14 protein-coding genes are annotated in these 23,718 nt (G+C 74.6%); 7 read left to right on the top strand and 7 right to left on the bottom strand.

Translation table 11 applies throughout. The annotated features are described in order from the left end of the window. Positions 1–19 precede the first annotated feature (19 nt). Entirely contained in the window at positions 20–358 is a 339-nt protein-coding gene (locus tag ABD844_RS26415) for a hydroxyisourate hydrolase (RefSeq protein ID WP_344883408.1), read from the top strand. After that, positions 355–6,699 carry an amino acid adenylation domain-containing protein gene (locus ABD844_RS26410; RefSeq protein WP_344883405.1) on the top strand — a complete coding sequence of 2,115 codons (6,345 nt, stop codon included), beginning with the start codon at positions 355–357 and terminating at the stop codon, positions 6,697–6,699. Before ABD844_RS26415 ends, ABD844_RS26410 begins: the two co-directional genes overlap by 4 nt. Here ABD844_RS26410 and ABD844_RS26405 read toward each other — a convergent pair. The 7 genes from ABD844_RS26405 to ABD844_RS26375 all read right to left on the bottom strand — a co-directional run bounded on the left by ABD844_RS26405 (position 6,680) and on the right by ABD844_RS26375 (position 15,722). Next, a complete protein-coding gene (locus ABD844_RS26405; protein ID WP_344883401.1) occupies positions 6,680–8,371 on the bottom strand; it encodes a DUF885 family protein in 1,692 nt (563 codons plus the stop codon). The two genes, ABD844_RS26410 and ABD844_RS26405, sit on opposite strands and share 20 nt — an antisense overlap. Further along, positions 8,352–10,175: an asparagine synthase (glutamine-hydrolyzing) gene (gene asnB, locus ABD844_RS26400; RefSeq protein WP_344883397.1), complete on the bottom strand. Its 1,824-nt coding sequence runs from the start codon at positions 10,173–10,175 to the stop codon at positions 8,352–8,354. Before asnB ends, ABD844_RS26405 begins: the two co-directional genes overlap by 20 nt. 19 nt (positions 10,176–10,194) lie before the next feature. Beyond that, positions 10,195–11,094: an LLM class flavin-dependent oxidoreductase gene (locus ABD844_RS26395; protein ID WP_344883394.1), complete on the bottom strand. Its 900-nt coding sequence runs from the start codon at positions 11,092–11,094 to the stop codon at positions 10,195–10,197. 2 nt (positions 11,095–11,096) lie between these two features. Beyond that, positions 11,097–12,242: a hypothetical protein gene (locus tag ABD844_RS26390; protein WP_344883391.1), complete on the bottom strand. Its 1,146-nt coding sequence runs from the start codon at positions 12,240–12,242 to the stop codon at positions 11,097–11,099. After that, entirely contained in the window at positions 12,239–12,694 is a 456-nt protein-coding gene (gene panD / locus ABD844_RS26385) for an aspartate 1-decarboxylase (protein ID WP_344883388.1), read from the bottom strand. The genes ABD844_RS26390 and panD overlap by 4 nt, the downstream gene beginning before the upstream one ends. Before the next feature lie 26 nt (positions 12,695–12,720). Continuing rightward, the gene (locus ABD844_RS26380; RefSeq protein ID WP_344883384.1) at positions 12,721–14,097 is read right to left on the bottom strand and encodes a DUF6002 family protein; all 1,377 of its coding nucleotides are present in this window, start codon (positions 14,095–14,097) and stop codon (positions 12,721–12,723) included. 98 nt (positions 14,098–14,195) lie between these two features. Beyond that, a complete protein-coding gene (locus ABD844_RS26375) occupies positions 14,196–15,722 on the bottom strand; it encodes an argininosuccinate lyase (protein ID WP_344883381.1) in 1,527 nt (508 codons plus the stop codon). A 130-nt stretch (positions 15,723–15,852) separates the two neighbouring features. Here ABD844_RS26375 and ABD844_RS26370 point away from each other — a divergent pair, with 130 nt between their 5' ends. The 5 genes from ABD844_RS26370 to ABD844_RS26350 all read left to right on the top strand — a co-directional run. Beyond that, on the top strand, positions 15,853–17,112 hold the full coding sequence (locus ABD844_RS26370; RefSeq protein ID WP_344883378.1) for a M20 family metallo-hydrolase: 1,260 nt from the start codon (positions 15,853–15,855) through the stop codon (positions 17,110–17,112). After that, positions 17,094–18,452, top strand: a complete 1,359-nt coding sequence (purF, locus tag ABD844_RS26365) for an amidophosphoribosyltransferase (protein WP_344883375.1) — start codon at positions 17,094–17,096, stop codon at positions 18,450–18,452. The genes ABD844_RS26370 and purF overlap by 19 nt, the downstream gene beginning before the upstream one ends. A 22-nt stretch (positions 18,453–18,474) precedes the next feature. Further along, positions 18,475–20,307 carry a non-ribosomal peptide synthetase gene (locus ABD844_RS26360; protein WP_344883372.1) on the top strand — a complete coding sequence of 611 codons (1,833 nt, stop codon included), beginning with the start codon at positions 18,475–18,477 and terminating at the stop codon, positions 20,305–20,307. Continuing rightward, entirely contained in the window at positions 20,297–20,494 is a 198-nt protein-coding gene (locus tag ABD844_RS26355; RefSeq protein ID WP_344883369.1) for an MbtH family protein, read from the top strand. The genes ABD844_RS26360 and ABD844_RS26355 overlap by 11 nt, the downstream gene beginning before the upstream one ends. A gap of 14 nt (positions 20,495–20,508) precedes the next feature. After that, positions 20,509–23,718: non-ribosomal peptide synthetase (locus ABD844_RS26350; RefSeq protein WP_344883366.1), on the top strand; the 3,210-nt coding region annotated here is incomplete at its 3' end.

Below are 23,718 nucleotides of genomic sequence, written 5' to 3'. Positions count from 1 at the left end.
CTGCTGAAGGAGACGGTCGATGGAACTCTCCGTTCAAGTCGTCGACGCCCGGAACGGTTTCCCCGCGGCGGAGATCGGCGTGCGGCTCAGCCGCGAGACCGAGCGGGGTTGGGAACGCGTCGCGTGCGGCGGCACCAGAGGCGACGGGAGGCTCGTCGTCGCGCGCAGCCCCGACCTCCCGGCCGGGAACTACCAGCTCGAACTCAACCTGGACGACTATTACGCCCTCCAGGGCGACGTGCCGTTGTTCCCCAAGGCGGTCGTCGAGTTCCGGCTCGGCGACGTGGGCGGTGACCTCCACCTGCCCATGCTGATCTCCCCGCACTCCATCCTGACCTACCGGGGCGTGCCTCGATGACGCCGTTCCCCGACCTGTTCGCGGAGCGGGCGCGGGCCATGCCGCAGGCCGTGGCCGTCTCCTCGGACGGCGTCCGGCTGTCCTACGGTGAGCTGCTGGAGCGCGCCGACCGCGTGGCGGCCCACCTGGCCGGGCTCGGGGCAGGACCGGGAAGCCTGGTGGGGGTGGTCCTGGATCGGGGCGTGGACCTGCTGGTCTGCCTCCTGGGCGTGCTGCGGAGCGGCGCCGCCTACGTGCCGCTCGACCCCGGCTTCCCAGGCGCGCGGCTGGCGGCCATGGCCGGGGACGCGGGAGTACGGCTGATCCTCTCCGACCGCGAGAGCCTGGACTGGCTGCCCGGCCGGGGCACGCGGGTGGTGCCGGTCCGCGAGGCCGTCGCCCACCCGCCCGCAGGGCCGACCTCCCCGCCCGCGGGGCCGCCCCTCCCGCCCGTGGGGCCGACCTCCCCGCGCCCCGGCGACCTGGCGTACGTGATCTACACCTCGGGCTCCACCGGCAGGCCCAAAGGTGTGATGATCTCCCACCTGGCCCTGTCCAACTTCCTGCTGTCGATGCGCCGCCGCCCCGGGCTGCCGCAGGGCGCGACCCTGGTGGCCGTGACCACGGTGTGCTTCGACATCTCCGCGCTCGAACTCTTCCTGCCCCTGCTGGAGGGCGCGCACGTGGTCATCGCGCGCGCCGGCCAGGCGGCCGATCCGGTACGGCTGGCCGAACTGATCGCCGTCGAGCGCGCCTCGGTCATGCAGGCCACCCCGGCGACCTGGCGGATGCTCCAGGACATCGGCTGGCGCCCGCCGGACGGCTTCACCGTCCTGTGCGGGGGAGAGCGGCTCCCGCCCGACCTCGCGGCCTGGTTCACCGGCCACGGCGGGCCCGCCTGGGACCTGTACGGGCCCACCGAGACCACGATCTGGTCCACTGCCGCGCGCCTCGGCGCGGACGACTGGGCGCCGGTGGCCCACACCTCGATCCACCTCCTGGACGAACGCCTGGAGCCGGTGGCCGACGGCGTCACGGGCGAGCTGTACATCGGCGGTCTCGGCCTGGCCCGCGGATACCACGGCCGCCCGGCGCTGACCGCCGAGCGCTTCCTCCCCGACCCGTACGGCGCGCGGGAGGGCGGTCGCCTGTACCGGACCGGGGACCTCGCCCGCCGCGTGGCCGGGGGCGGGGTGGAGATCGTGGGCCGGACGGATCACCAGATCAAGATCCGCGGCTTCCGCGTCGAGGCCGGGGACGTGGAGGCCGCGCTGGCCGCCCACCCCGCGGTCGCCCGCGCCGTCGTCGTGGCGCGACAGGGCCCGAGCGGTGACTTGCGGCTCGTGGCGTACCTCGTGCCCGGAGATCCCGTGCCCGGAGATCCCGTGCCCGGGGAACGGGTGCCGGGGGAACGGCGGGCGTCGGTGCTGCGCGACTTCCTGCGGGAGAGGCTGCCCTCGTACATGGTGCCCTCCGCGTTCGTCGCCGTGGACGCGTTGCCGCTGACGCTCAACGGCAAGGTGGACCGCTCCCGCCTGCCGGAGCCACGGTGGGACGAGCAGCCGCGCGCGTCGTTCACCGCGCCGCGCACCCCGCTCGAACACGCCGTGGCGCGGACCTGGCGGGAGGTCTTCGGCCTGCGCGAGATCGGCATGGACGACGACTTCTTCGACCTCGGCGGCCATTCGCTCATCGCCACCCGGCTGGCCTCGCGGCTGCGCGGCGCGGTGGGCGCCGAGGTGCTGATCTCCATGGTGCTGGATCACCCCACCCCCGCCGGTCAGGCACGGGCGCTGGAGTCGGGCGACGTCCCCCGGCCCGGTGACTCCCGGATTCCGCGACGCGGCGTCGTGGACCGGCTGCCGTTGTCGGCTGGTCAGCGGCGCCTGTGGTTCGTGGCGCAGGAGAGCGGCGCGGGCGGGCTCGACAGCACGCTCGCCGCGTACCGGGTGCGCGGGCCGCTGGACGTCGGCAGGCTGCGGGCCGCCGTACAGGCCGTCGTGGACCGGCACGAGGCGCTGCGCACGGTCTTCCCCCCGATGGACGGTGCGGTGGACGGCGCGGTGGACCGGGCGGTGGGCGGCGTGGTGGACGGTGTGGTGGACGGTGAGCCCACGCAGCGCGTGCTGGACCGGCAGGAGGTCGCGCCGGTCGTCCACGATGCCGGGGGGTCGCCAGGGCTCGCCGTGAAGGTGCTGGCCGAGGCCGCGTCCAGGCCCTTCGACCTGCGTGCGGGGCCCCTCATGCGGGTCGTGCTCGCGGCGGTGGCCCCGGACGACCACCTGGTGCTGTTCCAGTGGCACCACCTGATCTTCGACGGCTGGTCGCAGGGCGTGTTCCTGCGTGACCTGGCCGCCGCATACGACCGCCCGGACGAACGCCTTCCCGCGCTCCCGCTCCAGTTCGCCGACTACGCCCTCTGGGAGCGCGACGCCGACGGGCGGGCCCACCTCGCGTACTGGCGCGAGCGGCTCGCCGCCGCTCCGGAAGAGGTCACGCCGGTCGCCGACCGTACGAGGCCGGAGCGTCCCACCGGAGCGGGCGCCCACGTGTCCGCCGCGATTCCCGCCGAGGTCATGGAGGGACTGCGGGCGCTGTGCGCCCGCCACCGGGTCACGCTGTTCGCGGCGGTGCTCGGGGCGTTCGCCGTCCTGCTCGGCAGGCATGCGGGGACGCACGACGTGGTGATCGGGGCTCCCGCGGCCGGGCGGAACCGCCGCGAGTTGGAGGAGCTGATCGGGTTCTTCGTCAACACGCTGGTGCTGCGCCTCGACCTGTCCGGGACGCCGACCGTCCGCGACCTGCTCGCGCACGCGCACGACGTGGCCGTCCAGGCGCAGGCGCACCAGGACGTGGGGTTCGACCGGCTGGTGGAGGAGCTGCGCCCGCCCCGCCGGTACGGCAGGCACCCGCTCTTCCAGGTCATGCTCAACCTCGAAGGCGCCGAGACCGGCACGCTGAGTCTCGGCGGGGCGGACGTCGAGGAGATCGGCGTGGAGTCGGGCCGCAGCCGCTTCGACCTGGTCCTCACGCTCAGAGAGCCCCGATGCTCGGTCGAGCTGGAGTATTCGACCGAGCTGTTCGACGCGGTGACCGCCGAGCGCCTGCTCGGCCAGTACCTGAGCCTGCTGGGCTCGCTGGCGGCCGCCCGGCACTCCGACCGCGTCTCCGCGCTGTCCACGCGCACGCGGGCCGAGGAGCTGCGCTCCGCGCGCTGGAACCGCACGGCCGCGCCGTACCGGACGGACGCCTGCGTCCACGAGCTGGTCGAGGAGAACGCGCGCAGGATCCCGGACCGTCCCGCCGTGACCGGCGACGGGGTGTCCTGGACCTACGCGCAGCTCAACCGGGCGGCCAACAGGGTCGCGCACCGGTTGCGCGCGCTCGGCGCCGGGCCTGACGACCTCGTGGGCGTGCTGCTGCCCAACGGTCCTGCCGCGGTGGTCGCCCTGCTGGGCGTGCTGAAGTCCGGCGCCGCGTACGTGCCGCTCGACCCGGCGCATCCCGCCGAGCGGCTGGCCAGGATCGTGACCGGCAACGGCGTCCGCGCCGTGGTGACCGACGAGGCGTCCCGTCCGTCGGTCCCGCCCGGCCTCGGGACGCCGGTCCTGGACGTGGACGGCGAAGGCCCCGAGGACGATCCGCCGCCGGTGGCGTGCCCGGCGAACCTGGCGTACGTGCTGACCACCTCGGGCTCCACCGGGACGCCCAAGAGCGTCGCGCTCCCGCACGACGCCCTGGTCAACCTGATCGCCTGGCAGGCGGGCGCGCAGCTCCACGGCGTACGCACCGCGCAGCTCGCCTCTCTCGGCTTCGACGTCAGCTTCCAGGAGATCTTCATCACCCTGGCCACGGGCGGCGAGGTGGCCCTGCCGCCCCCAGGCTTCCACGGCGACCCCGAGCGGCTGGCTGGATGGGTCGACGAGGCGGGGGTGCGGCAGGTCATCACGACCCCCACCCTGCTCGACCATCTCGCGCGCCGGTGGCAGGAGGAGGGGCGGGTTCCTGCGGCGCTGGCCGAGGTGACGGTGTGCGGTGAGCTGTTCTCGCTCACTCCCGCCGTACGCCGGCTGTTGTCGGCGTCCGATCTCGCGCTGCACAACCAGTACGGCCCGTCCGAGACGCACTGCGCGATGGCCCATCCCTGCCCGGCCGACCCGGAGGCGCGACCGCCGATCGGGCGGCCCGTCGCCAACAAACGCGTCTACCTGCTGGACGAGGAGCTGAACCCGGTGCCGGAGGGCGCCCCGGGGGAGATCTGCGTCGGCGGCGTCGGGCTGGCCCGCGGATACGTCGGCCGCGCCGCCATGACGGCGGAGAGGTTCCTGCCCGACCCCTTCGCCACCGAGCCGGGCACCCGCCTCTACCGGACGGGGGACGTGGGCCGGATGCGCGCCGACGGCCAGGTGGTCTACCTCGGCCGCGCCGACGACCAGATCAAGCTCCGCGGCGTCCGGGTGGAGCCCGCGGAGATCGAGGCGGTGCTGGTGTGCCTGCCGGGCGTCCGGGCCGCGGCCGTCGCCCTGCGCGAGATCGGACCGGGCGACCGGCGGCTCGTCGCCTACGTCGTCACCACCGGCCAGGCTCCCCTGGACCCCGTACGGCTGAGCGCGGCCGTGCGGCAGGAGCTTCCCGCGTACCTCGTGCCGTCCTGGTACGTGCGCGTGGACGAGCTGCCGACGACCGCGACGGGCAAGCTCAACCGGGCGGCGCTGCCCGCCCCGTCCGGCGCCGGGCAGGCGGGCACGAGGCCGCCCGGCCGCCCGCCGGGCAGCGCCGCCGAGCGGGTGATCGCGGCCATCTGGTCGGACGTGCTCGGCGTCGGTCAGGTGGGCGCGGACGACGACCTGTTCACGCTCGGCGGGCATTCGCTGCTGGCCACGAAGATCGCCGCGCGGCTGCGGGCGGCGTTCGGCGTGGAGGTCACCATCCGCGACGTGATGGCGGCCCCCACGGTGGCCGGGCAGGCGGCGGCGGTCTCCCGGCTGCGCCCGGACGAGGGGGAGACAGACGCGGCGGCCACCGTGCCGTCACTGCGGCCGCGAACGAGCCCCGGCCCCGCCCCGCTCTCGGCGGCCCAGGGCCGGTTGTGGTTCCTGGACCAGCTCAGGCCCGGCCGCCTCGACTACCACCTTCCCCAGGTGGTCCGGCTGCGCGGCCCGCTGGCGGCCGACGCGCTGGCGGCGGCGCTGTCGGACGTCGTGGCCCGGCACGAGACGCTGCGCACCAGGTACGCCGACCTCCCGGACGGCCCGGTGCAGGTCGTCGACCCGCCGGTGCCGTTCGACCTGCCGGTGACCGACCTTTCCCGGCTGACCGCCGCCGAGCGCGAGCGCCGCGCGGCCGAACTGGTCGAGGAGACCTGCTTCGCCCCCTTCGACCTGGCGGCGGGCCCGGTCTTCGCCGCCCGGCTGATCCGCCTGGCCGCCGACGATCACCTCCTGGTGTCCGTGGTGCACCACATCGCCTCCGACGGATGGTCGCTGCGCCTGTTCGACCGCGAGCTGGAGCACCTGTACGCGGCCCACGCGACGGGCACCCCGTCACCCCTGAAACCGCCGCCGATCCAGTACGCGGACTACGCCACGTGGGAGACCGGCTCGTCGGCCGACGGCTCGTGGGAGCCCGCCCTGGCCTACTGGGAGTCCGCGCTGGCCGGGCTCCGCCCGCTGGACCTGCCGTCCGACCGCCCGCGCCCCGCCGTGTGGGACACCGGGGCCGGTCTGGTCCGCCGCCTGCTCCCGTACGAGCTGGCCGGGCAGGTGCGGGCACTGGCCGAGGAGCGGTCGGCGACGCCCTTCATGGTGCTGTTCGCGGCCTATGCGGCGGTGCTCGCCGCCAGGAGCCGTCAGCGGGACGTCGCCGTCGGCACGCCCACCGCGGGGCGCGACCTGCCGGAGACCGAAGGGCTCATCGGGTGCTTCGTCAACACCCTGGTGCTGCGCGTCACGGTGCCGCCCGAGCTGACGTTCGGCGACCTCGTGGCCCAGGTACGCGACCGGTCGATGGCCGCGTACGAGCACCAGCGCGTGCCGTTCGACCGCGTCGTCGAGCGGTTGTCGCCGCCACGCGACCCGTCCCGGCATCCGATCTTCGACACCCTGTTCACCATGACCGCCGAGTCGGCGCCGGTCCTGGCGGGGCTGACGGCCGCCGCCGTGCCGGTCGAGCCGCGCGGTACCAGCGTGGACCTGTCGCTGGAGGTGGAGGAGCGGCTCGACGGGGCGTACGAGGTCGAGCTGGAGTTCGCCACGGCGCTGTTCGACCGGGCCACCGCGGAAGGGCTGGCCGCGCAGTACGAGGCGGTGCTGCGCGCCGGGTGCGCGCGACCGGATCGGCGGGTCAGCGAGCTGCCGCGGTAGCGCGGTCCAGCTCGTCGCGCAGGCCCAGGTACTCCCACCGCAGCAGCGCGATCGGCACGTTGCCGTTGCGCCACAGGTAGTCGTGCAGGTCGCGCAGCCGGAAGCCCTCGGCCGGGCGCGCGTCGGCTATCAGGCGCTCGATCTGCGCCTTGCCGATCTGGTACGACAGGCCCTGCCCCGGGGCGGCGGCGAAGGAGGCGGCCTCCTGCGCGGCCGTGGCGGCGTCCACGGAGGCTCCGCGGGCCAGCCGGTCGGCGGCCTCGTCGAGCCCGAGCCCGCCGACCGCCAGCCCGACGTCCACCTCGACGCGCAGAGCGCGAAGGCGCATGAACGTGCAGGCGATCCTGCGCGCGTGCGGACTGCCGTCGAGCAGGCCGTGGTTGAGCATCAGCTCCTCGTTGTAGAAGGCGATGCCCTCGTTGGGCGCCGAGTCGTAGTAGTGGCGGCGCACCGGGTCGGCCCTGGCCCACGACAGCGCGAGCTGCTGGTGGTGCGCGCCCTCGTGGATGATGCCGAGCAGCGGGTCGACCGCGTTGGCGTAGTGGAAGAACGGCAGGTCCGGCGCGGGCTCGGGGACGTAGCTGGTGGCGTGCTCCGCCTGCCGCGACGGCGAGGTGAGATCGTCGTTGATGCCGAGCCAGGCCAGCGGCGCCAGGTAGCCCGGCAGGGGAGCCGTCCGGTAGTGCGGCAGCCAGGCGGGCTGGGTCAGCAGGTCGTGCTCCTCGTAGAAGCGGCGTACGCGCAGCTCCGCCTCGTGCTGGGCGCGCACCTGCTCCCGCGCGCTCCGCGGCAGCACGGGCGCGGCGCGGCAGCGCGTCTCCTCGGCCGCCTCGCGGGCGCAGGCGCGCTCGTACTCGCGCCGCCCGAGCGCGATCATCTCCTCGGGCGTGTACGGCAGCAGCGCCACCCGCGAGAGGAAGAACCCGAACGCCTGGCCGCCCACCGTGGCCGGCCGGTCGCCGGACGGCAACCGCGACAGCGCCCGCCGGTAGTCCTCGAGAGCGCGCCCCGCCGTGCCCGCCGCCCCGCGCAACCGGCCGGTCAGCGTGCCGGGAAGCGCTCCGGCCAGCTCCCCGGCCACCGCCCGCACCCGGTCCCCGATGTCGGCCAGCTCGTCCACCGCGAGCCTGGTGAACGCCGGCACCGCGTGCGCCCCGACGTTGTCCAGGCCGGTGGCGAGCGTGGCGGGCACGGCCTCCAGGAAACGCAGCAGGGCGGCGCAGCGCGGGCGATCGAAGTCGGCGGGGACCAGCAGCAGGTCGAAGAGCGGCCCCAGGGACTGGTCGACGTAGAACCCGGGGTGGCGCCGCCACAGCCGCAGCAGGTCCAGCTCCCAGCGCGCCCGCGCGAGCGCGCTGCCGAGCAGCCGCAGGTCGACCTGCACGGCCCTGGCCGCGGGCCCCGCCGAGAGCCCCGTCGAGGGCCCTGCCGCGGGCCCTGCCGAGAGCCGTGCCGTGAGTTCGGCCGTGAGCCCGGCCAGGTGGGACTCCATGACCGCCAGCTCGCTCCGCATGCGCCGCACGGCGTCGGCCGTCCAGTCCGGGAGCCACCCGCCGGGGCGTTCGATGCGCGGGATGTCGTCACGCGTACGCGGCTGGTGCACCGCGCGCCACGCCCAGAACCGCGTGGCCAGCTCCCGCACCCGCGCCCGCTCAGCCTGCCAGCTCGACACCGTAGGCCCGCATCCACGCGTCGGTCTCCACCAGCGGCAGCAGCATGTGCGCCGTGTCGGCGAACGTCATGGTGTCCCGGTCGCTGCGGGCCAGCGCCCACACCCGGTCCTGGTCGAGCGCCTCGCGCAACGGCGAGTCCCGGTCGGCGAGCAGCCGGCGGATCCGGGCCCGTACGGACTGGCCGTACCCGGGGGCGTGGCTGGCGGGGTAGCCGCTCTTGGGACGGTCGAGGACCTTGGCGGGCAGCACGTCCCTCATCGCGGCGCGCAGCAGGCTCTTCTCCCTGCCGTCGGCGGTCTTCATGGCCCACGGGACGTTCCAGACGTACTCCACCAGGCGGTGGTCGCAGAAGGGGACGCGGACCTCCAGCCCCGTGGCCATGCTCATCCGGTCGACGCGGTCGAGCAGGTAGGCCAGCGGCCCCTGCATGCTGAGGTAGAGCACCTCGCGCATCCTGGCCTCCAGCCCGCCCTCGCCGTCGAGGTGGGGGACGCAAGCCAGCAGGGTCGCGTAGCGGTCGCGTTCGACCTGCTCGGGCCGCAGCCTGGCCCGCAGGTCGGGGGCGAGACAGTCGGCCAGCCGGGGCGCGTCGCCCAGCCAGGGGAAGGTGTCGCGCCACACCACGGCCGGGTCGAAGAACCAGGGGTAGCCGCCGAACACCTCGTCGGCCGCCTCGCCGGACAGCGCCACCGTGGAGTGCCGCCGTACGGCCTCGAACAGCAGGTACATCGACTCGTCGAACTGGCCCAGCGTGGGCAGGTCGCGGGCGCGCAGCGTCACGTCGTGGACGCCGGCGAAGCCGCGCGGGTCCAGGACGACCTCGGTGTGGTCGGTGCCCAGGTGGTCCGCGGCGAGCCGGGCGTAGGGCGCGTCGCGCTCCGGTCTGAGTGCGGTGGGGCGGAAGTCGTCCTCCGCGCCGACGAAGTCGACCGAGAACGAGCGCACCGGGCCTGGCACGGTGTGGCGCTGGGCGAGCGCGGTGACGGCGCTGGAGTCGAGGCCGCCCGACAGCAGCGTGCACAGCGGGACGTCGGCGCGCAGTTCGTGGGCGACGATGTCGTCGAGGAGCCCGCGGACGGCCGCCACGGTCGCGGGCAGGTCGTCGGTGTGCTCGCGGCTCACCAGCCGCCAGTAGGGCGCCTGGTGCGTGCCCGCGCGGTCGACCACGACCACGTGGCCCGGCCGTACCTGCTCCAGGCCGTCGAGGGGGGTCTCGCCCGGCATGGTCAGCCGGGGGTTGAGCAGGATGGGCAGCGACTCCTCGCGTACCCGCGGACGGAACAGCGGGTTGGCGAGGATGCCCTTGGGCTCGGACGCGAACAGGACGCCGTGCGGATAGGAGTGGAAGTACAGCGGCTTGACCCCGAGCCGGTCGCGCACCAGCACCAGCTCCTCGCGCCGGGCGTCCCACAGGGCGGCCGCGTAGATCCCGACCAGGCGGCGGGCGAAGTCCGCGCCCCACTCCAGGTAGGCGGTCAGCAGGACCTCGGTGTCGGACGCCGTGCGGAAGCGGTGGCCGCGCAGCATCAGCTCGGCGCGCAGCTCCCGGTAGTTGTACAGCTCCCCGTTGTAGGTGAGCACGACGGGCTCGCCGTGCTCGCCGTACGCCGCGGTCATCGGCTGGCTGCCGCCGGCCGGGTCGATCACGGCCAGCCTGCGGTGGCCCACGGCGGCGTGCGCGCAGGACCAGACGCCCTCGCCGTCGGGGCCGCGCGCCCGCATGGTGCCGGTCATGGCCGCGATGGTGCCGGATTCGAGCCTGAGGTCCCGGCTGAAGTCCACCCAGCCGACGATGCCGCACATGCCGTCTTCCCCTCCTCGGTCAGGTCGCCGCGCCCGGCAGGCGGGGCAGGATGTCTTCCGCGACGCGTTCCAGCACCGCCAGGCTGCCCGCGAACGGCGGCTCCGGCCTGGGGAAGGGCACCACGAGGTCGGTCATGCCCGCCTCGGCGTACCGGTGGAGCGCCTCGGCGAAGGCTCCGGCCGAGGCGAGCGGCGAGCTGTCGCGGTTGGCCACCACGACCATCCTGGCCAGCGTGCCAGGATCGCGCCCGACGTCGGCGCAGGCCGCCAGGAGCTGGGCGACCTGCCGCTCGGCGTCGCCCGGCGTGACCGCGGGCGGCTGTCCTGGCCGGGCGCGGCCGTTGGTGACCCACACGTCGGCCAGCCGCGCGGCCAGCCGGATGCCCCGTGGGCCGGTGGCCGCGATGGCCAGCGGCAGCCGGGGCGCGCGCCGGCAGCCCGGCTCCATGACGATGCCACTTGCGTGGTAGTGGCGGCCCTGGTGGTCGGTGGTCCGCCCGCGCAGCAGCCGGTCCACCAGCTCGGCGAACTCGGCGAACCGCGCGGCCCGTTCGGCGGGCGGGCACGCCCCGCGCTGCAGGACCTCGGCGTCGGCCCCGGCCACCCCGGCGCCGAGCCCGAGGACGAACCGCCCGCCCGAGATGTCGTCCAGCGTCATGGCCTCCTTGGCCAGCACCACCGGATGGCGGAAGTTCGGCGTGCACACCAGTGTGCCGAGCCGCAGCCGGCTGGTGACGGCCGCGGCGGCGGCCAGCGTGGGCACCGCCGCGAACCACGGCTTGTCGCGCAGGTCGCGCCAGGTCACGTGGTCGTAGGTCCAGGCGTGCGCGAACCCCATCTCGTCCACGAGCCGCCAGGTGGCCGCCGACTCCTCCCACCGCTGGGCCGGCAGGATGATCACTCCCACGCGCATCGCCATGGTCACGCCATCGCGTGCGGGGTCGTGGGCGCCGCGGCCATGAAGTCGTCCAGGTCGATCAGCCGGCGGTCCGCGATGCCCGGCGTGCGCCACTGCAGGTCGGTACGCGCGGGGCGGGCGGCGTCGTGGAAGTAGGTCGCGTGCAGCCGCCCCGCCGCGTCGATGGTGACGGCCGGGTTGGCGACGAGGAAGTCACGCAGCGGCCCGCTGTCGCGCTGGATCCGCAGCCACACCCGCTTGCCGCCGAAGTGGTCGCCCGGCAGGCTCACCTCGGGATGCAGCTTCCTCTTGTACTGGAAGATCCCCTTGCTGAGGAACGGCTCGCAGCCGGACAGGTTCACCGCGCGCAGGCCCTGCCGGGCCGCCCACTCCAGCACGCCGACGTACATGCCGAGATAGGCGCTGGAGCGGTAGTGGCTCTCCGCGCCGTCGAGCACGCCCGCCAGCCGGATGACCAGCGTGCGGGCGGCGGGCTCGTACCGGCACAGCATGCCCGCCACCCGCTCGCCCCCTTCGCGCAGGAACAGCAGCGCCCCGTGGCGGAAGAGGCAGTGGTAGGCGACCGCGGGCGACTCCGAGCGCGCGGACTCCCCGTGCCTGCGCCGCATCGTGGGCCGGTGCATGCGCCGGTAGAAGAAGGCGAAGTCGGCGTCCGCGGTGCCCTGCTCCACCGTCCACGCCCTGCGCTCGCGCTCCCTGGCGTACTGCTGGCGGTCCTTGCGCGACACCCGCCTCCTGACCGCTTCGACGCCCTCGTCCACCGGCACCACCAGGCTCAGCCGGAAGGGCAGGACCAGCGACCCGGCGGCGGGCAGGGCGGCGGCACGCCCGGCCGAGCAGCCCACCGCGATCAGGCCGGCGTCCGGCGCGGCCCGGCCGCTCGCGAGGTCCCGCCAGGTGACCCGGCCGCGGTGGCGGGCGACGGTCGCCCCCTCGCGGCGCTCCTCCAGGAACGGCAGCAGGTACCTCAGCCCGTCACCGTGCCCGGCGTAGGCCAGCGGCAGCCCGCCGCGCGCGTCGCGGGACCGGGTGAGCAGCGGCCGCACGCTCCCGGCGGCGTCCACCAGCCGGTGCAGCCGGTTGACCAGCGGCCCGGAGCCGGTGCGCCAGGCGTACCCGCACGAGGCCCACCAGGGGCCGAGCGTCATCTCGGCTCCGCGAGCGCCATGGCGTGATCCGTGGCGTGATCCATCGGGTGATCGCCGCTGACGAGCCCGCTGCCGTCCGGGGCGGACGCCGGATCGCCGCCGGCGCCCACCACGCGGTTGCCCGCGTCGACGAAGATCACCCGAGGGCGCAGCGCGCGTGCCTCGGCGTCGCTCACCCCGGCGTAGGAGATGATGATCACCAGGTCTCCGACGTGGACCAGGTGGGCGGCGGCCCCGTTCACCCCGATGACCTGGCTGCCCCGCTCGCCGGGGATCACGTACGTCTCCAGGCGGGCGCCGTTGGTCACGTCGACCACGTGCACGTGCTCGCCCGCCAGCAGGTCCGCCTGCTCCATCAGGTCCTCGTCCACGGTGAGCGAGCCGACGTAGTGCAGGTCGGCCCTGGTGACCGTGCATCGGTGGATCTTCGACTTGAGCATGCTCCGCAACATGGGCCCTCTCTTCTCGTGAACGCGTGTCACGCGGCGGCGGTGGCCATCAGCAGCTTGACCAGCTCGGCCTCGCCGCCGACCGGCGTGGAGTCCTGCACGCCCAGCGGGGGCAGCACCTGGTCGCTGTAGAACCCCGAGGCGTGCACGACGACGTCCACGCCCGGGTCGAGCAGCCCGCGCTCCATGCCGACCAGCGCGCCGGTGAACGCCTTGACCAGCGACCACTCGCGGATGACCGAGGGGTCCTCGGGCAGGCTCACGCCCGCGCGGCCGACGAGGACGCGTACGTCGTCGTAGTGCCGCAGGCACTCGTGCCTGGAGACCACCACGCCACCGCCGCCCCACCGGCCGATGAGCCCGTTGATCTGCGGGGAGGTGGGAGGCGCGCTGGTGTAGAACGTGGGGTCGATCTCCTCGGCCGGGTCCGCGGTCACCTCGGGGAAGGCGGGGTCGGCCGACTGCCGCCACAGGTCCGCCTCGGCGCGGTAGCGGGGCAGGAGCGAGCGCGAGGTGCCGCCCTTGGTGAGGCTCAGCACCATGTCCGGCGTGGACAACTGCTGGACCAGGAAGAATCCCGGGTGCCAGGCGGGCACCGGCAGCGGGTGCCGCCGCTCGGTGAGCACGCGGTGGCCGAGGTGGTAGCCGAGCAGGCCGTACGCGCTGGAGACGGCGTGGGCGTGCACCCGGGGACGGCTGCCCGCGGTGATGGGCATCAGCTCCGCCTCCGCGAAGGCCCGTGCCGCGTCGGCCACCCGGTAGTTGTCGAGGTCGAGCGTGTACCACAGCCGGAACCCCGTGTTCGCCAGGATGGACGCGCCGTAGGTCTCCACGGCCCCCCGGCTCAGCGGCTTGACGTCGCCGGGGGAGTCGACGCGGGCCAGGGCGATCGGGTTGGCCGCGTGCAGCGCGGAGTCGGCGGAGAGCGGGCAGGCGCGGAGCTTGTCCCTGGACTGCTCGGGCACGACGATCACCACGCGCAGCTCGTCCGGCGTGGCCAGGCCGTGCTCGTAGGCGCGCGCGACCGCGTCGCGCAGCGCGGTGCCCTTGTTGCCGGAGGTCGGGGTGACGATCAGCAGTCGCTCCCCGGTCCTGCGCACGTGCGCGGCGGCCCGTGCGACCATGAGCAGCGAGGCGGGGGTCTTGGTGGTCCTGGTGCGCGGGTTGTGCATCAGGTTCAGCATGAACAGCCGGCGGCCGGCGCGCTCCTCCAGCGGGGTGAGCGACATGTCGGAGACGCCGTAGAAGGCCGCGAGCCGCTCGTCCGGCTCCGGCAGGTCGAAGGCCACCGGCGGTGGCCCGGCGGCCCGCTCGGCGCGCACGATCTCTACGGCCTCCCGCAGCAGCGCGTGATACCGGACGAGGACGTTGGACATGACCCGGCCGCCGGGCGTCGATGCCACCATGGCCAACCACCTTTCGCTGGAGTCGCCATCGGCCACGCAACTCCTCGGGGCTATCGCGGACCTATCCACGCGGCCGCCGCAGGGACGGCCGCCTGCTATCAGCCGCCTATCGGCGGGCCCTCCCGGCCCAGGAGCAGGCGGTCCACGCGGGCGGGCGCGGCGCGGTGCACGGCGCGCAGCCGTTCCCAGTCGCGCTCCAGCCCGGCCAGCTCGCGGGAGAGCCCGTCGGCCAGCTCCGCGACCGCCTCCGGCTGTGGCGAGCCCGGCCCGCGCCGTACCAGGCGCTCCAGGTCGGCGGAGTCGCGCAGGAGCTCGCCCGCGGCCCGCGCGCCGATCCCGTGCTCGGCGGCCCCGCCGGTGGGCAGGCCGGTGAGCAGGTCGTTGAGCAGGTCCGGGTCGTGGGCGGATGGGGGGAGCCCGCGGTCCACGGCGGCGGTGATGTACCGCCCCGCGATCACCTGGGCCGTGCGCGCGGGGACCCCCGCCCGCAGCGTGAGGAGGTTGGCCAGGGTGAAGCCGCCCAGATACTCCCGCTCGCACAGGGCCCGCATCCTGCCTGGGTCGAACCTCAGGTGCTCCAGCACCAGCGCGAGCAGGCGGAAGACCGACCGGGCGTCGTCCAGGAGGGCCGCGAGCGCCACGCCGCCCTCCTTGGCCACCTCGACGCTGTTGCCGTACGGCGTGGCGCGCTGGCAGAGCACGGCGTCCAGGTAGTGGCTGGTCAGGTGGGCCGCGCGCCCCCGGATGCGTTCCAGGACGGGGAAGTTCCGCTTCTGCGGCATGGCGGACGAGATGCCGGCCAGCTCGTCCGGCAGGTCGACGAAGCCGTGGCCGCCGCCGCTCCAGGTCATCAGGTCGGTCACGAACCTGCCCAGCGTCACCCCGCAGGTGGACAGCTCGGCGGCCACCTCCAGCACCCAGCTCCTGGAGGCCACGGCGACCAGGGTGTGCGGCTGCGCGCCGGAGAACCCGAGGAGCCCCGCCATGCGCTCACGGTCCCAGTCGAGCTCCAGACCGGTCATCGCGCCCGCCCCGAGCGGCGACAGGTCCAGGTCCGCGTAGACGCCGCGCAGCCGCCGCAGCGTGCGCAGCAGGTGGGTGGTGAGCGCGGTGAGGTAGTGCGCGGGCGTGGTGACCTGCGCCGGTTGGAGGTGGGTGTAGCCCGGCATGAGGTCGGTCAGGTGCCGGGAGGCGAGCGCCTGCCCCGCCCTGGCGCACGCGGCGATCAGGTCGGCGGTCTCCAGCAGCCGTTCCTTGCAGCGCAGGAGCTGGGCGCACGCCTGTAGGTCGTTCCTGCTCCGATCGACGTGCCAGGCGGGCGGGGGCTCCTCGCCCAGCAGGGCCGGCACCCGGCGCTCGATCGCGAAGGCCATGTCGGTCATGGCCGCGCCGGGGTCGAGCCCGGCCGCGTCCACCCCGCTCAGCGCGCCGCCGAGCCGTTCGGCCTGGTGGCGGTCGATGAGCCCCATCCGCAGGTACTCCAGAACCAGGACCTTCTCCGCCAGGACGTACCAGGGCAGGAGCTGCTCGGCCTCCATGCGGAACTGCGGTTCCAGGATCTCCTGCCGCACGAGGCGGTTGGGTGAGTCCCCGATCCTGCCCGTGAGCGTGCTCGCGGTCTCCACCTGACGCCTCCCAGTCGCGCCGCAGTTCCGCCCAGCATCCGGATCGCCGCTATTACCAGGCTTTTCGCGCGTTCCGGCGGGGAATAGCCGCCCGATAGGTGCCGGATAGAGGCGATCGCAGACTGAGCGTGTGCCACTGACCACCGAAGCGAATCCGGGGCTGACCATCGACGGGGCGCGCCTGCTCGGCCGCCTCAGACGGCTGGCCGAGATCGGCGCGGACGACCGGGGCGGCGTGACGCGCCCGGGTTTCACCCCCGAGGACCGGCTCGGCCGCGAGTACGTCGCGCGGGAGGCCGCGGCGGCGGGTCTGTCACCGCGGGTCGACGCGGCGGGGAACCTGATCGTGCGAGGCCCGCGACCGGGCGGACGGCCGGTGCTCATGATGGGCTCGCACCTGGACACCGTCCGGCGCGGCGGCCCGCTCGACGGGGCGTACGGCGTCCTCGCGGGGCTGGAGGTGCTCCAGCAGCTCGCCGCCCACGGGCCGCCGACGGCCGCGGAACCCGTCCTGGTCGCGTTCGCCAACGAGGAGGGCGCGCGTTTCCCGTGCCCGTTCTGGGGATCGCTCGCGCTGACAGGACGGCTCGACCGCGGCCCCGGCGAGGTGTCCGACGAGCGGGGCGTGACCCTGGGCGAGGCCCTGCGGGAGACCGGCGGCGACCCCGACGCGCTGGAGTCGGCCCGCTGGCGGCCCGGCACGATCGCCGCCTACCTGGAGCTCCACATTGAACAGGGGCCGATCCTGGAAGCCACCGGGACCACGATCGGCGTGGTCGACGGGATCGTCGGCAGGACCATCCTGGACATCGAGGTCCACGGCCGGGCCGGGCACGCCGGAACCACCCCGATGGCGGCCCGCGCCGACGCGCTGGCCGCCGCCGCCCGCGCCGTGCTGGCCGTCGAGCGGCTCGCGGGCGACGACGACAGGTGCGCCGTGGCCACCGTGGGCAGGCTCGCCGTCGAGCCGGGCGTCACCAACGTCGTCCCCGGCCTGGTCAGGATGACCGCCGAGCTGCGCGACGGCGACCGCGACCGGCTGCGGAAGGCCGAGGAGGAGCTGCTGCGCCGCCTGGCCGAGATCGAGGCGCCGGGCGTGCGGATCGCGTCCAGGGTGAGCGATCGCATCGAGCCGGTGCCGACCGACCCGGAGCTGCGCTCGCTGATCGCCGCGGGCGCGGACGCCCTGTCCTGCTCGCACCGCCCGATCTTCAGCGGCGCGGGGCACGACGCGCAGATCGTCGCCGCCGTGGCGCCCATCGGGATGATCTTCGTGCCCAGCAGGAACGGCGTCAGCCACGTGCCGGAGGAGTCCACCGCGGACGCGGACCTGATCGCCGGCGCCCAGGTGCTGCTGGCGACCGTACGGCGATGGGGGCAGAGCCGATGATCAACGGCGACGCGGGCGAGGAGTGCGGCGTCATCGGCGTCCTGGCGCCGGGATGGCCGGCCGCGCCGCTGCTGACCGACGGGCTCTTCACACTGCAGCACCGGGGGCAGGAGTCGGCGGGAGTGGCGGTCTCCCGCGGCCGGGACATCGAGACCCGGCTGGGCATGGGACTGGTCGCCGACGCGCTCGGCCCCCGGGTGCACGGCCTGACGGGCAGCCTGGGCATCGGCCACGTGCGGTACTCGACCTCCGGAGCCTCCTCGCTCGCCAACGCCCAGCCCATCCGCGAGCAGGGGCCGGGCCGCCCGCCCTTCGCGATCGCGCACAACGGCAACCTGACGGGGATGCCCGGCTCCGCAGGGTCTGACTCGCGGCGGCTGGCCGGACTGCTCGCCGGGGCCCCGGGCTCGCTCGGTGACGTGATGGCCGAGGTGCTGCCCGGGGTGCGGGGGGCGTACTCGCTGGTGGCCATGGCGGACGGCACCCTGTACGCGGCCAGGGACCCGCACGGGTTCCGCCCGCTGAGCGTGGGCGTGCTCGACGGCGGCGGCTGGGTGGTCGCCTCGGAGACCGCCGCGCTGGACGCCCTGGGCGCCGAGTTCCTGCGTGACGTGGAGCCGGGGGAGATCGCCGAGTTCGACGCCCGCGGGACCCGCTCGCAGCGCTTCGGCGGCGGCAGGTCGGCGCTGTGTGCGTTCGAGCACGTGTACTTCGCCCGCGCGGACTCGGTGCTCGACAAACGATCGGTGTACGAGGTCAGGCGCGACCTCGGCGCCGCGCTCGCCCGCGAGGCGCCCGCGGACGCGGACCTGGTGATCCCGGTCCCCGACACCGCGCGCGTCGCGGCGCTCGGCTACTCCGAGGAGAGCGGGCTGCGGTACGCGGAGGGGCTGGTACGCAACATCTACGTCAGCCGCACCTTCATCCAGCCCTCGCAGCAGGACCGGCAGGGCGGGGTACGGCTCAAGCTGCGCCCGGTCGAGCAGGTCGTCGCCGGGCACCGGGTGGTCGTGGTCGACGACTCGATCGTCCGCGCCACCTCGGCCATCCAGGTGGTCGCGCTGCTGCGGGCGGCGGGCGCGACGGAGGTGCACGTCAGGGTGGCCTCGCCGGCGGTCAGATGGCTGTGCTTCTTCGGCGTGGACATCAAGGGCGGCGACGAGCTGGCGGCGCGGGGCCGTACCTCGGAGGAGATGGGGCGGCTGGTGGGCGCGGACTCGCTGGCGTACCTGTCCGCCGAGGCGCTGGTGGCCGGCGCGCGTGGGTCGATGGACCTGTGCACGGCGTGCTTCACCGGCGACTATCCGGCGGCGGATGTTGAGACGGAAGCGATCCGGTAGCGGAGAGGTGGATGGTCGAGCTGTGACACACACGACACGGACGCCGGGACTCCTGCACCGCCCGGTGGAGGAGCAGGCGGCCCGCACCCCGGAGGCGGTGGCCGTCGAGGGAGCGGGCGGGAAGCTGACCTACGCGGACCTGGACCGGCGCGCGAACGGCGTCGCCCACGCGCTGCGCGAGCTGGGCGTGGGCCCCGACACGCGGGTGGCGGTGCTGCTGGACCGCTCGCCCGGCCTGGCCGTCGCCCTGCTCGCGGTGCTGAAGGCGGGCGGCGCGTACGTGCCCGTCGACGTGGAGGCGCCGCGTGCCCGCCTGGAGCAGATCCTCGACCGCTCGCGGGCGGTCGCCGTCTTCGCCGAGCCCCGCCTCGGCGCGTTCGGGCCGCCGCCCGCCCCGCTGGACGCCGAACCCACCGACCTGCCCCCCGAGGCCGGTGTCCACCCCGGCAACCTGTGCGCGGTCTACTACACCTCGGGCACGACGGGCGAGCCGAAGGGCGTGGCCTGCACGCACGAGGGGTGGGCGGCCAGGATGGCGTGGATGCAGCGCGGCCACGGCCTGGGGCCGGGCGAGGCCGTCCTGCACAAGACGACGCTGACGTTCGACGACTCGGCCGTGGAGGTGTTCTGGCCGCTGGCGGTGGGCGGTCGCGTCGCGATGATCGGCCCGGGTGACCACCGCGACCCGCGCGCGATCATCGAGGCGGCGGTCGCTCACGAGGTCGTCCACCTGCAGTTCGTGCCGAGCGTGCTGGAGCAGTTCCTGGACACGCTGACGAGCGCGGACGTGGACCGGCTCGCGGCCCTGCGCACGGTGCTGTCCAGCGGGGAGGCGCTCCGCCCCGAGCTGGTGCGGCGCTTCCGCGACCGGTTCGGCGACGCGGTGCTGCTGGAGAACACCTGGGGGGCGACGGAGGCGTCCATCGACTCCACCCGCCACGTCTGCGTGGCCGCCGACGGTGCGGCGGAGGGCGGCGCGGTCTGTCTGGGGCTGCCGATCGACGGCAACGAGATCCACGTACTCGGGAGCGACCTCGCACCGGTCCAGCCCGGCGAACCCGGCCAGCTCGCCATCGCGGGGCGGTCGCTGGCCCGCTGCTATCTCGGGGATCCCCGGCGTACGGCGGCGGCCTTCGTGCCGCACCCGCTGCACGCGGGGGAGCGGATCTACCTGACCGGTGACCGGGGCATCGAGCGCCCCGACGGCTCGTTCGAGTACCTGGACCGGCTCGACAGGCAGGTGAAGATCCGTGGCGTCCGCCTGGAGCTGGAGGAGGTGGAGACGGCCCTGCGCCGCCACCCGGAGGTGGCCGACGCCGTGGTGACGGTCTGGGAGCCGGAGCCCGGTGACAGGCGGCTGGCCGCGTACGTGGTGCTCGCTCCCGCGGGTGAGGCGACGCCCGAGACGCTGAGGGTGTTCCTGGGCGGCATCCTGCCCGCGTACGCGGTGCCCAACGCCGTCGCCGTCCTGGACGCGCTGCCCCGGCTGCCGAACGGCAAGCTCGACCGGCGCTCGCTGCCCGCGCCCGCACCCGGCGCGCCCGCCGGGCACACCGCGCCGGGATCGGTGACCGAGCAGGTCATCGCCGAGATCTGGCAGGACGTCCTCGGCCTGCCTCGGGTCGGCGCGCACGACGACTTCTTCGCCGTCGGCGGGCACTCGCTGCTGGCCACCAGGGTGGTCAACCGGATGCGGCACGCCTTCGACACCCACGTCCCGCTGAGCCTGCTGTTCGAACACCCCACCGTCGCGACGCAGGCCGAGCAGGTGGAGCGCCTGGTGGCGACGGAGATCGCGGCGATGGACGACGACGAGGTGCTGAGCCTCGGCGAAGGAGGAACCCATGTCCGATGAGCTGTACAAGGTCGTGGTCAACCACGAGGAGCAGTACTCGATCTGGCCCGCGCACCGGCAGCCGCCCGACGGGTGGCGCGTGGAGGGGACCTCGGGGCCCAAGCAGGACTGCCTCGACCACATCGAGCGGGTCTGGGTGGACATGAGGCCGCTGAGCCTGCGCAAGCGCATGGAAGAGCCGCGATAGAAGCAGGGTGGATCATGGATTCGGTCACTGACAGGGCGGACGCGGCCAGGCGGGCACTGCTCCAGCGGAGGCTGAGCGGCAGGGGCGGCTCCGCGCGCGCCACCGTGCCCGCGCGCCGGGCGGAGGCCGCGATCCCGCTCTCGCCCGTGCAGCGCGGGTTCTGGATCGTCGATCGGTTCCTCGACGACAACGCGCTCTTCGGCGCGCACCAGGCGGTGTGGCTGCGCGGCCGGCTCGACGTGGCCGCGCTGCGGCACGCCTTCGACGACCTGGTGGCCCGCCACGAGATCCTGCGCACCACCTTCCTGCGGGACGGCGGGCAGGTGGTGCACCCGCCAGGACCCGCCGCCTTCGAGACCGCCGAGGTGGCAGGCGGGGCCGCGGAGGCGTTGCGCCACGCCAAGGCGGAGGTGCACCGCGCCTTCGACCTGGAGAAGGGCCCCCTGCTGCGCGTCCTGCTGCTGCGGCTGGACGAGGAGAGCGCCCTGCTGGTGGTCAACCTGCACCACATGCTCACCGACGAGTGGTCCTTCCAGCTCCTGGCCCGCGAACTGGGCGCGCTCTACGACGCCAGGCTGCGCGGGGTCGCCGCCGCCCTGCCCGCGCTGCCGCTCCAGTACGGCGACTACGCCTCCTGGCAGGCCCGCCGCGCCGCCGAGCGCCGCGAGGAGCAGCTCGCCTACTGGCGCGAGGCGCTCGACGGCACGCCCCCCATCCTGGAGCTGCCGACCGACAGGACCAGGCCCTCCGAGCCCTCCTACCGGGGCGGCCAGGCCAGGCGCACCCTGTCGCCCGAGGCGAGCGCGAAGGTCCGCGGGCTGGCCGCCGAGCACGGGGTGACCGTGTTCACCACGATCCTCACCGCCTTCGCGGCCACCCTCCAGCGGGTCACCGGCCAGGACAGGTTCGCCATCGGATCGCTGCTGACCGGCCGGAACAGGGTGGAGTTCGAGCCGCTCATCGGGCTGTTCGCCAACACCCTGCCGCTCCCGGTCGACCTGACGGGCGACCCGCCCTTCACCGAGGCCCTGCACCGGGCGAACCGTACGCTGGCCGGCGCCCTCGACCACCAGGACGTCACCTTCGACCAGATCGTGGGCGAGCTGCGGCTGGCCCGCGAGCCCTCGCGCAACCCCCTCTACCAGGTGCTCGTCCAGTATCTGGACGGTGCGGAGTGCTGGAGCCTGCCGGGCCTGGCGGCCGAGCGCGCCGCCCTCGACGCGGACCTGGAGAAGGCCGACCTCACCCTCCTGGCCACCGGGACGGCGAGCACCCTCGTGCTGGAGCTGTCCTACGCCGAGGACCTGTTCGACGCCAGGAGCGCCGGCCTGCTGCTCGAACGGCTGGAGAACGTGCTGGCCCACGTCGTGACCGACCCCGGGGTGCGGCTCAGCGCGATCGAGGTGCTTCCCGCGCACGAGCGCGCGCTGGTGGTGCGCGAATGGAACGACACGGCCGCGCCGTACCCCGTGGACAGGTGCCTGCACGAGCTGTTCGAGGACCAGGTGCGGCAGGCGCCCGGCGCCGTCGCGGTGGTGGACGCCGACGGCCGCGAGGTGTCCTTCGCGGAGCTGGACGAACAGGCCGAGCGGCTGGCCGCCGTCCTGGCGGCGGCGGGGGTGGGCCCCGAGCGGTTCGTCGGCGTGCTGGCCGACCACTGCGTGGAGCTGTTCGTCATCCTGCTCGGCGTGCTCAAGGCGGGCGGCGCCTACCTGCCGCTCGACCCCGGCCACCCCGCGGCCCGGCTGGAGTTCATGCTGGCCGACACCGGGGCCGAGGTGCTCGTGACGGTGGACCGCCTGCGCTCACAGGTGCCCGCCGCCTTCACGGGACGGGTGGTGTGCGTCGGCGAGGACGCTCCCCCCTGCCCACGGGAGCAGGCGTGCTCCGGCAACCTCGTCTACGCGATGTACACCTCCGGCTCCACGGGCCGGCCGAAAGGCGTGATGATCACCCACCGCCAGCTCGTCAACTACCTGTGGTGGGCGATCGACGGCTACGGCCTGCGGGGCGCGGCGGGCGCGCCCATGGTGGGCTCGATCGCTTTCGACCTGTCGATCCCGAACTTCTTCCTCCCGCTCATCGGCGGCAGGAGCGTCACGCTGATCCCGGGCGGCGACGACGTGATGGCCCTGGCCGAGCTGTTGGGCGCACCGGGCGACTTCAGCCTGCTGAAGATCACCCCCGGCCACCTCGACGCGCTGCGCGGCGTGCTCGGCGACGATCAGGTGCGCTCGGTCCGCACGTTCGTGGTCGGGGCCGACGAGGTGCGGCCCGAGACCGTCGTGGCCTGGCGGCGGATCGCGCCCGGCGCGCGCGTCATCAACGAGTACGGCCCCACCGAGACCGTGGTCGGCTGCTCCGTCTACGAGGTCGGCGACGACTTCGACCCCTCGCGCCCGGTCCCGATCGGCCGGCCCATCGCCAACATGCGCATGTACGTCCTGGACCGGCACCTGAACCCGGTGCCGCCCGGCACGGTGGGCGAGCTGTTCATCGGCGGCGACGGCGTCGCGCGCGGCTATCTCAACCGGGTGGCGCTGACGGCCGAGAAGTTCGTGCCCGACCCCTTCGGCGGCACGCCGGGAGCACGTTTGTACAGGACCGGCGACCTGGCCAGGTTCAGGCGTGACGGCGACCTGGACTTCCTCGGCCGGATCGACCACCAGGTCAAGGTCCGCGGCTACCGGGTCGAGCTGGGCGAGATCGAGGCGCGGCTGCTGCTGCACCCCGGCGTCGCCCAGGCTGTGGTGGCCGTGCACGAGCTCGGCCCCGGCCGCAGGCAGCTCACCGCGTACGTCGTCGCCTCGGGCGGGCACGATCCCGGCGCGGCGGACCTGCGCGCGTTCCTCGCCGAGGTCCTGCCCGACTACATGGTGCCCACCGCCTTCGTCAGCCTGCCGTCGATGCCGCTGACCATGGCGGGCAAGGTCGACACGAAGGCGCTGCCCCCGCCGGGGCGGGCCGCCGCGTCGCACGCGACGCCGGGCACGCCGACCGAGCGGCTGCTGGCGGAGGTGTGGACGCGCACGCTCGGGGTGGACGAGGCCGGAGTCCACGACAACTTCTTCGACCTGGGCGGTGACTCCGTCCACGCGATCCGGCTGTCGGCCGCCGCGCGGCGGCGGGGCCTGGAGGTGAGCCCGCGTGACGTGCTGCGCCACCTGTCGATCGCCGAGCTGGCCGCCCGCCTGGACGGGGCCGCCCGCCTGGACGGGGCCGCC

Source organism: Nonomuraea antimicrobica (assembly GCF_039536965.1).
In the GTDB taxonomy this organism is placed as follows: Bacteria; Actinomycetota; Actinomycetes; order Streptosporangiales; family Streptosporangiaceae; genus Nonomuraea; species Nonomuraea antimicrobica.
The sequence above is the reverse complement of the archived record's forward strand: the minus strand, read 5'-3'. Positions and strand labels throughout refer to the sequence as shown.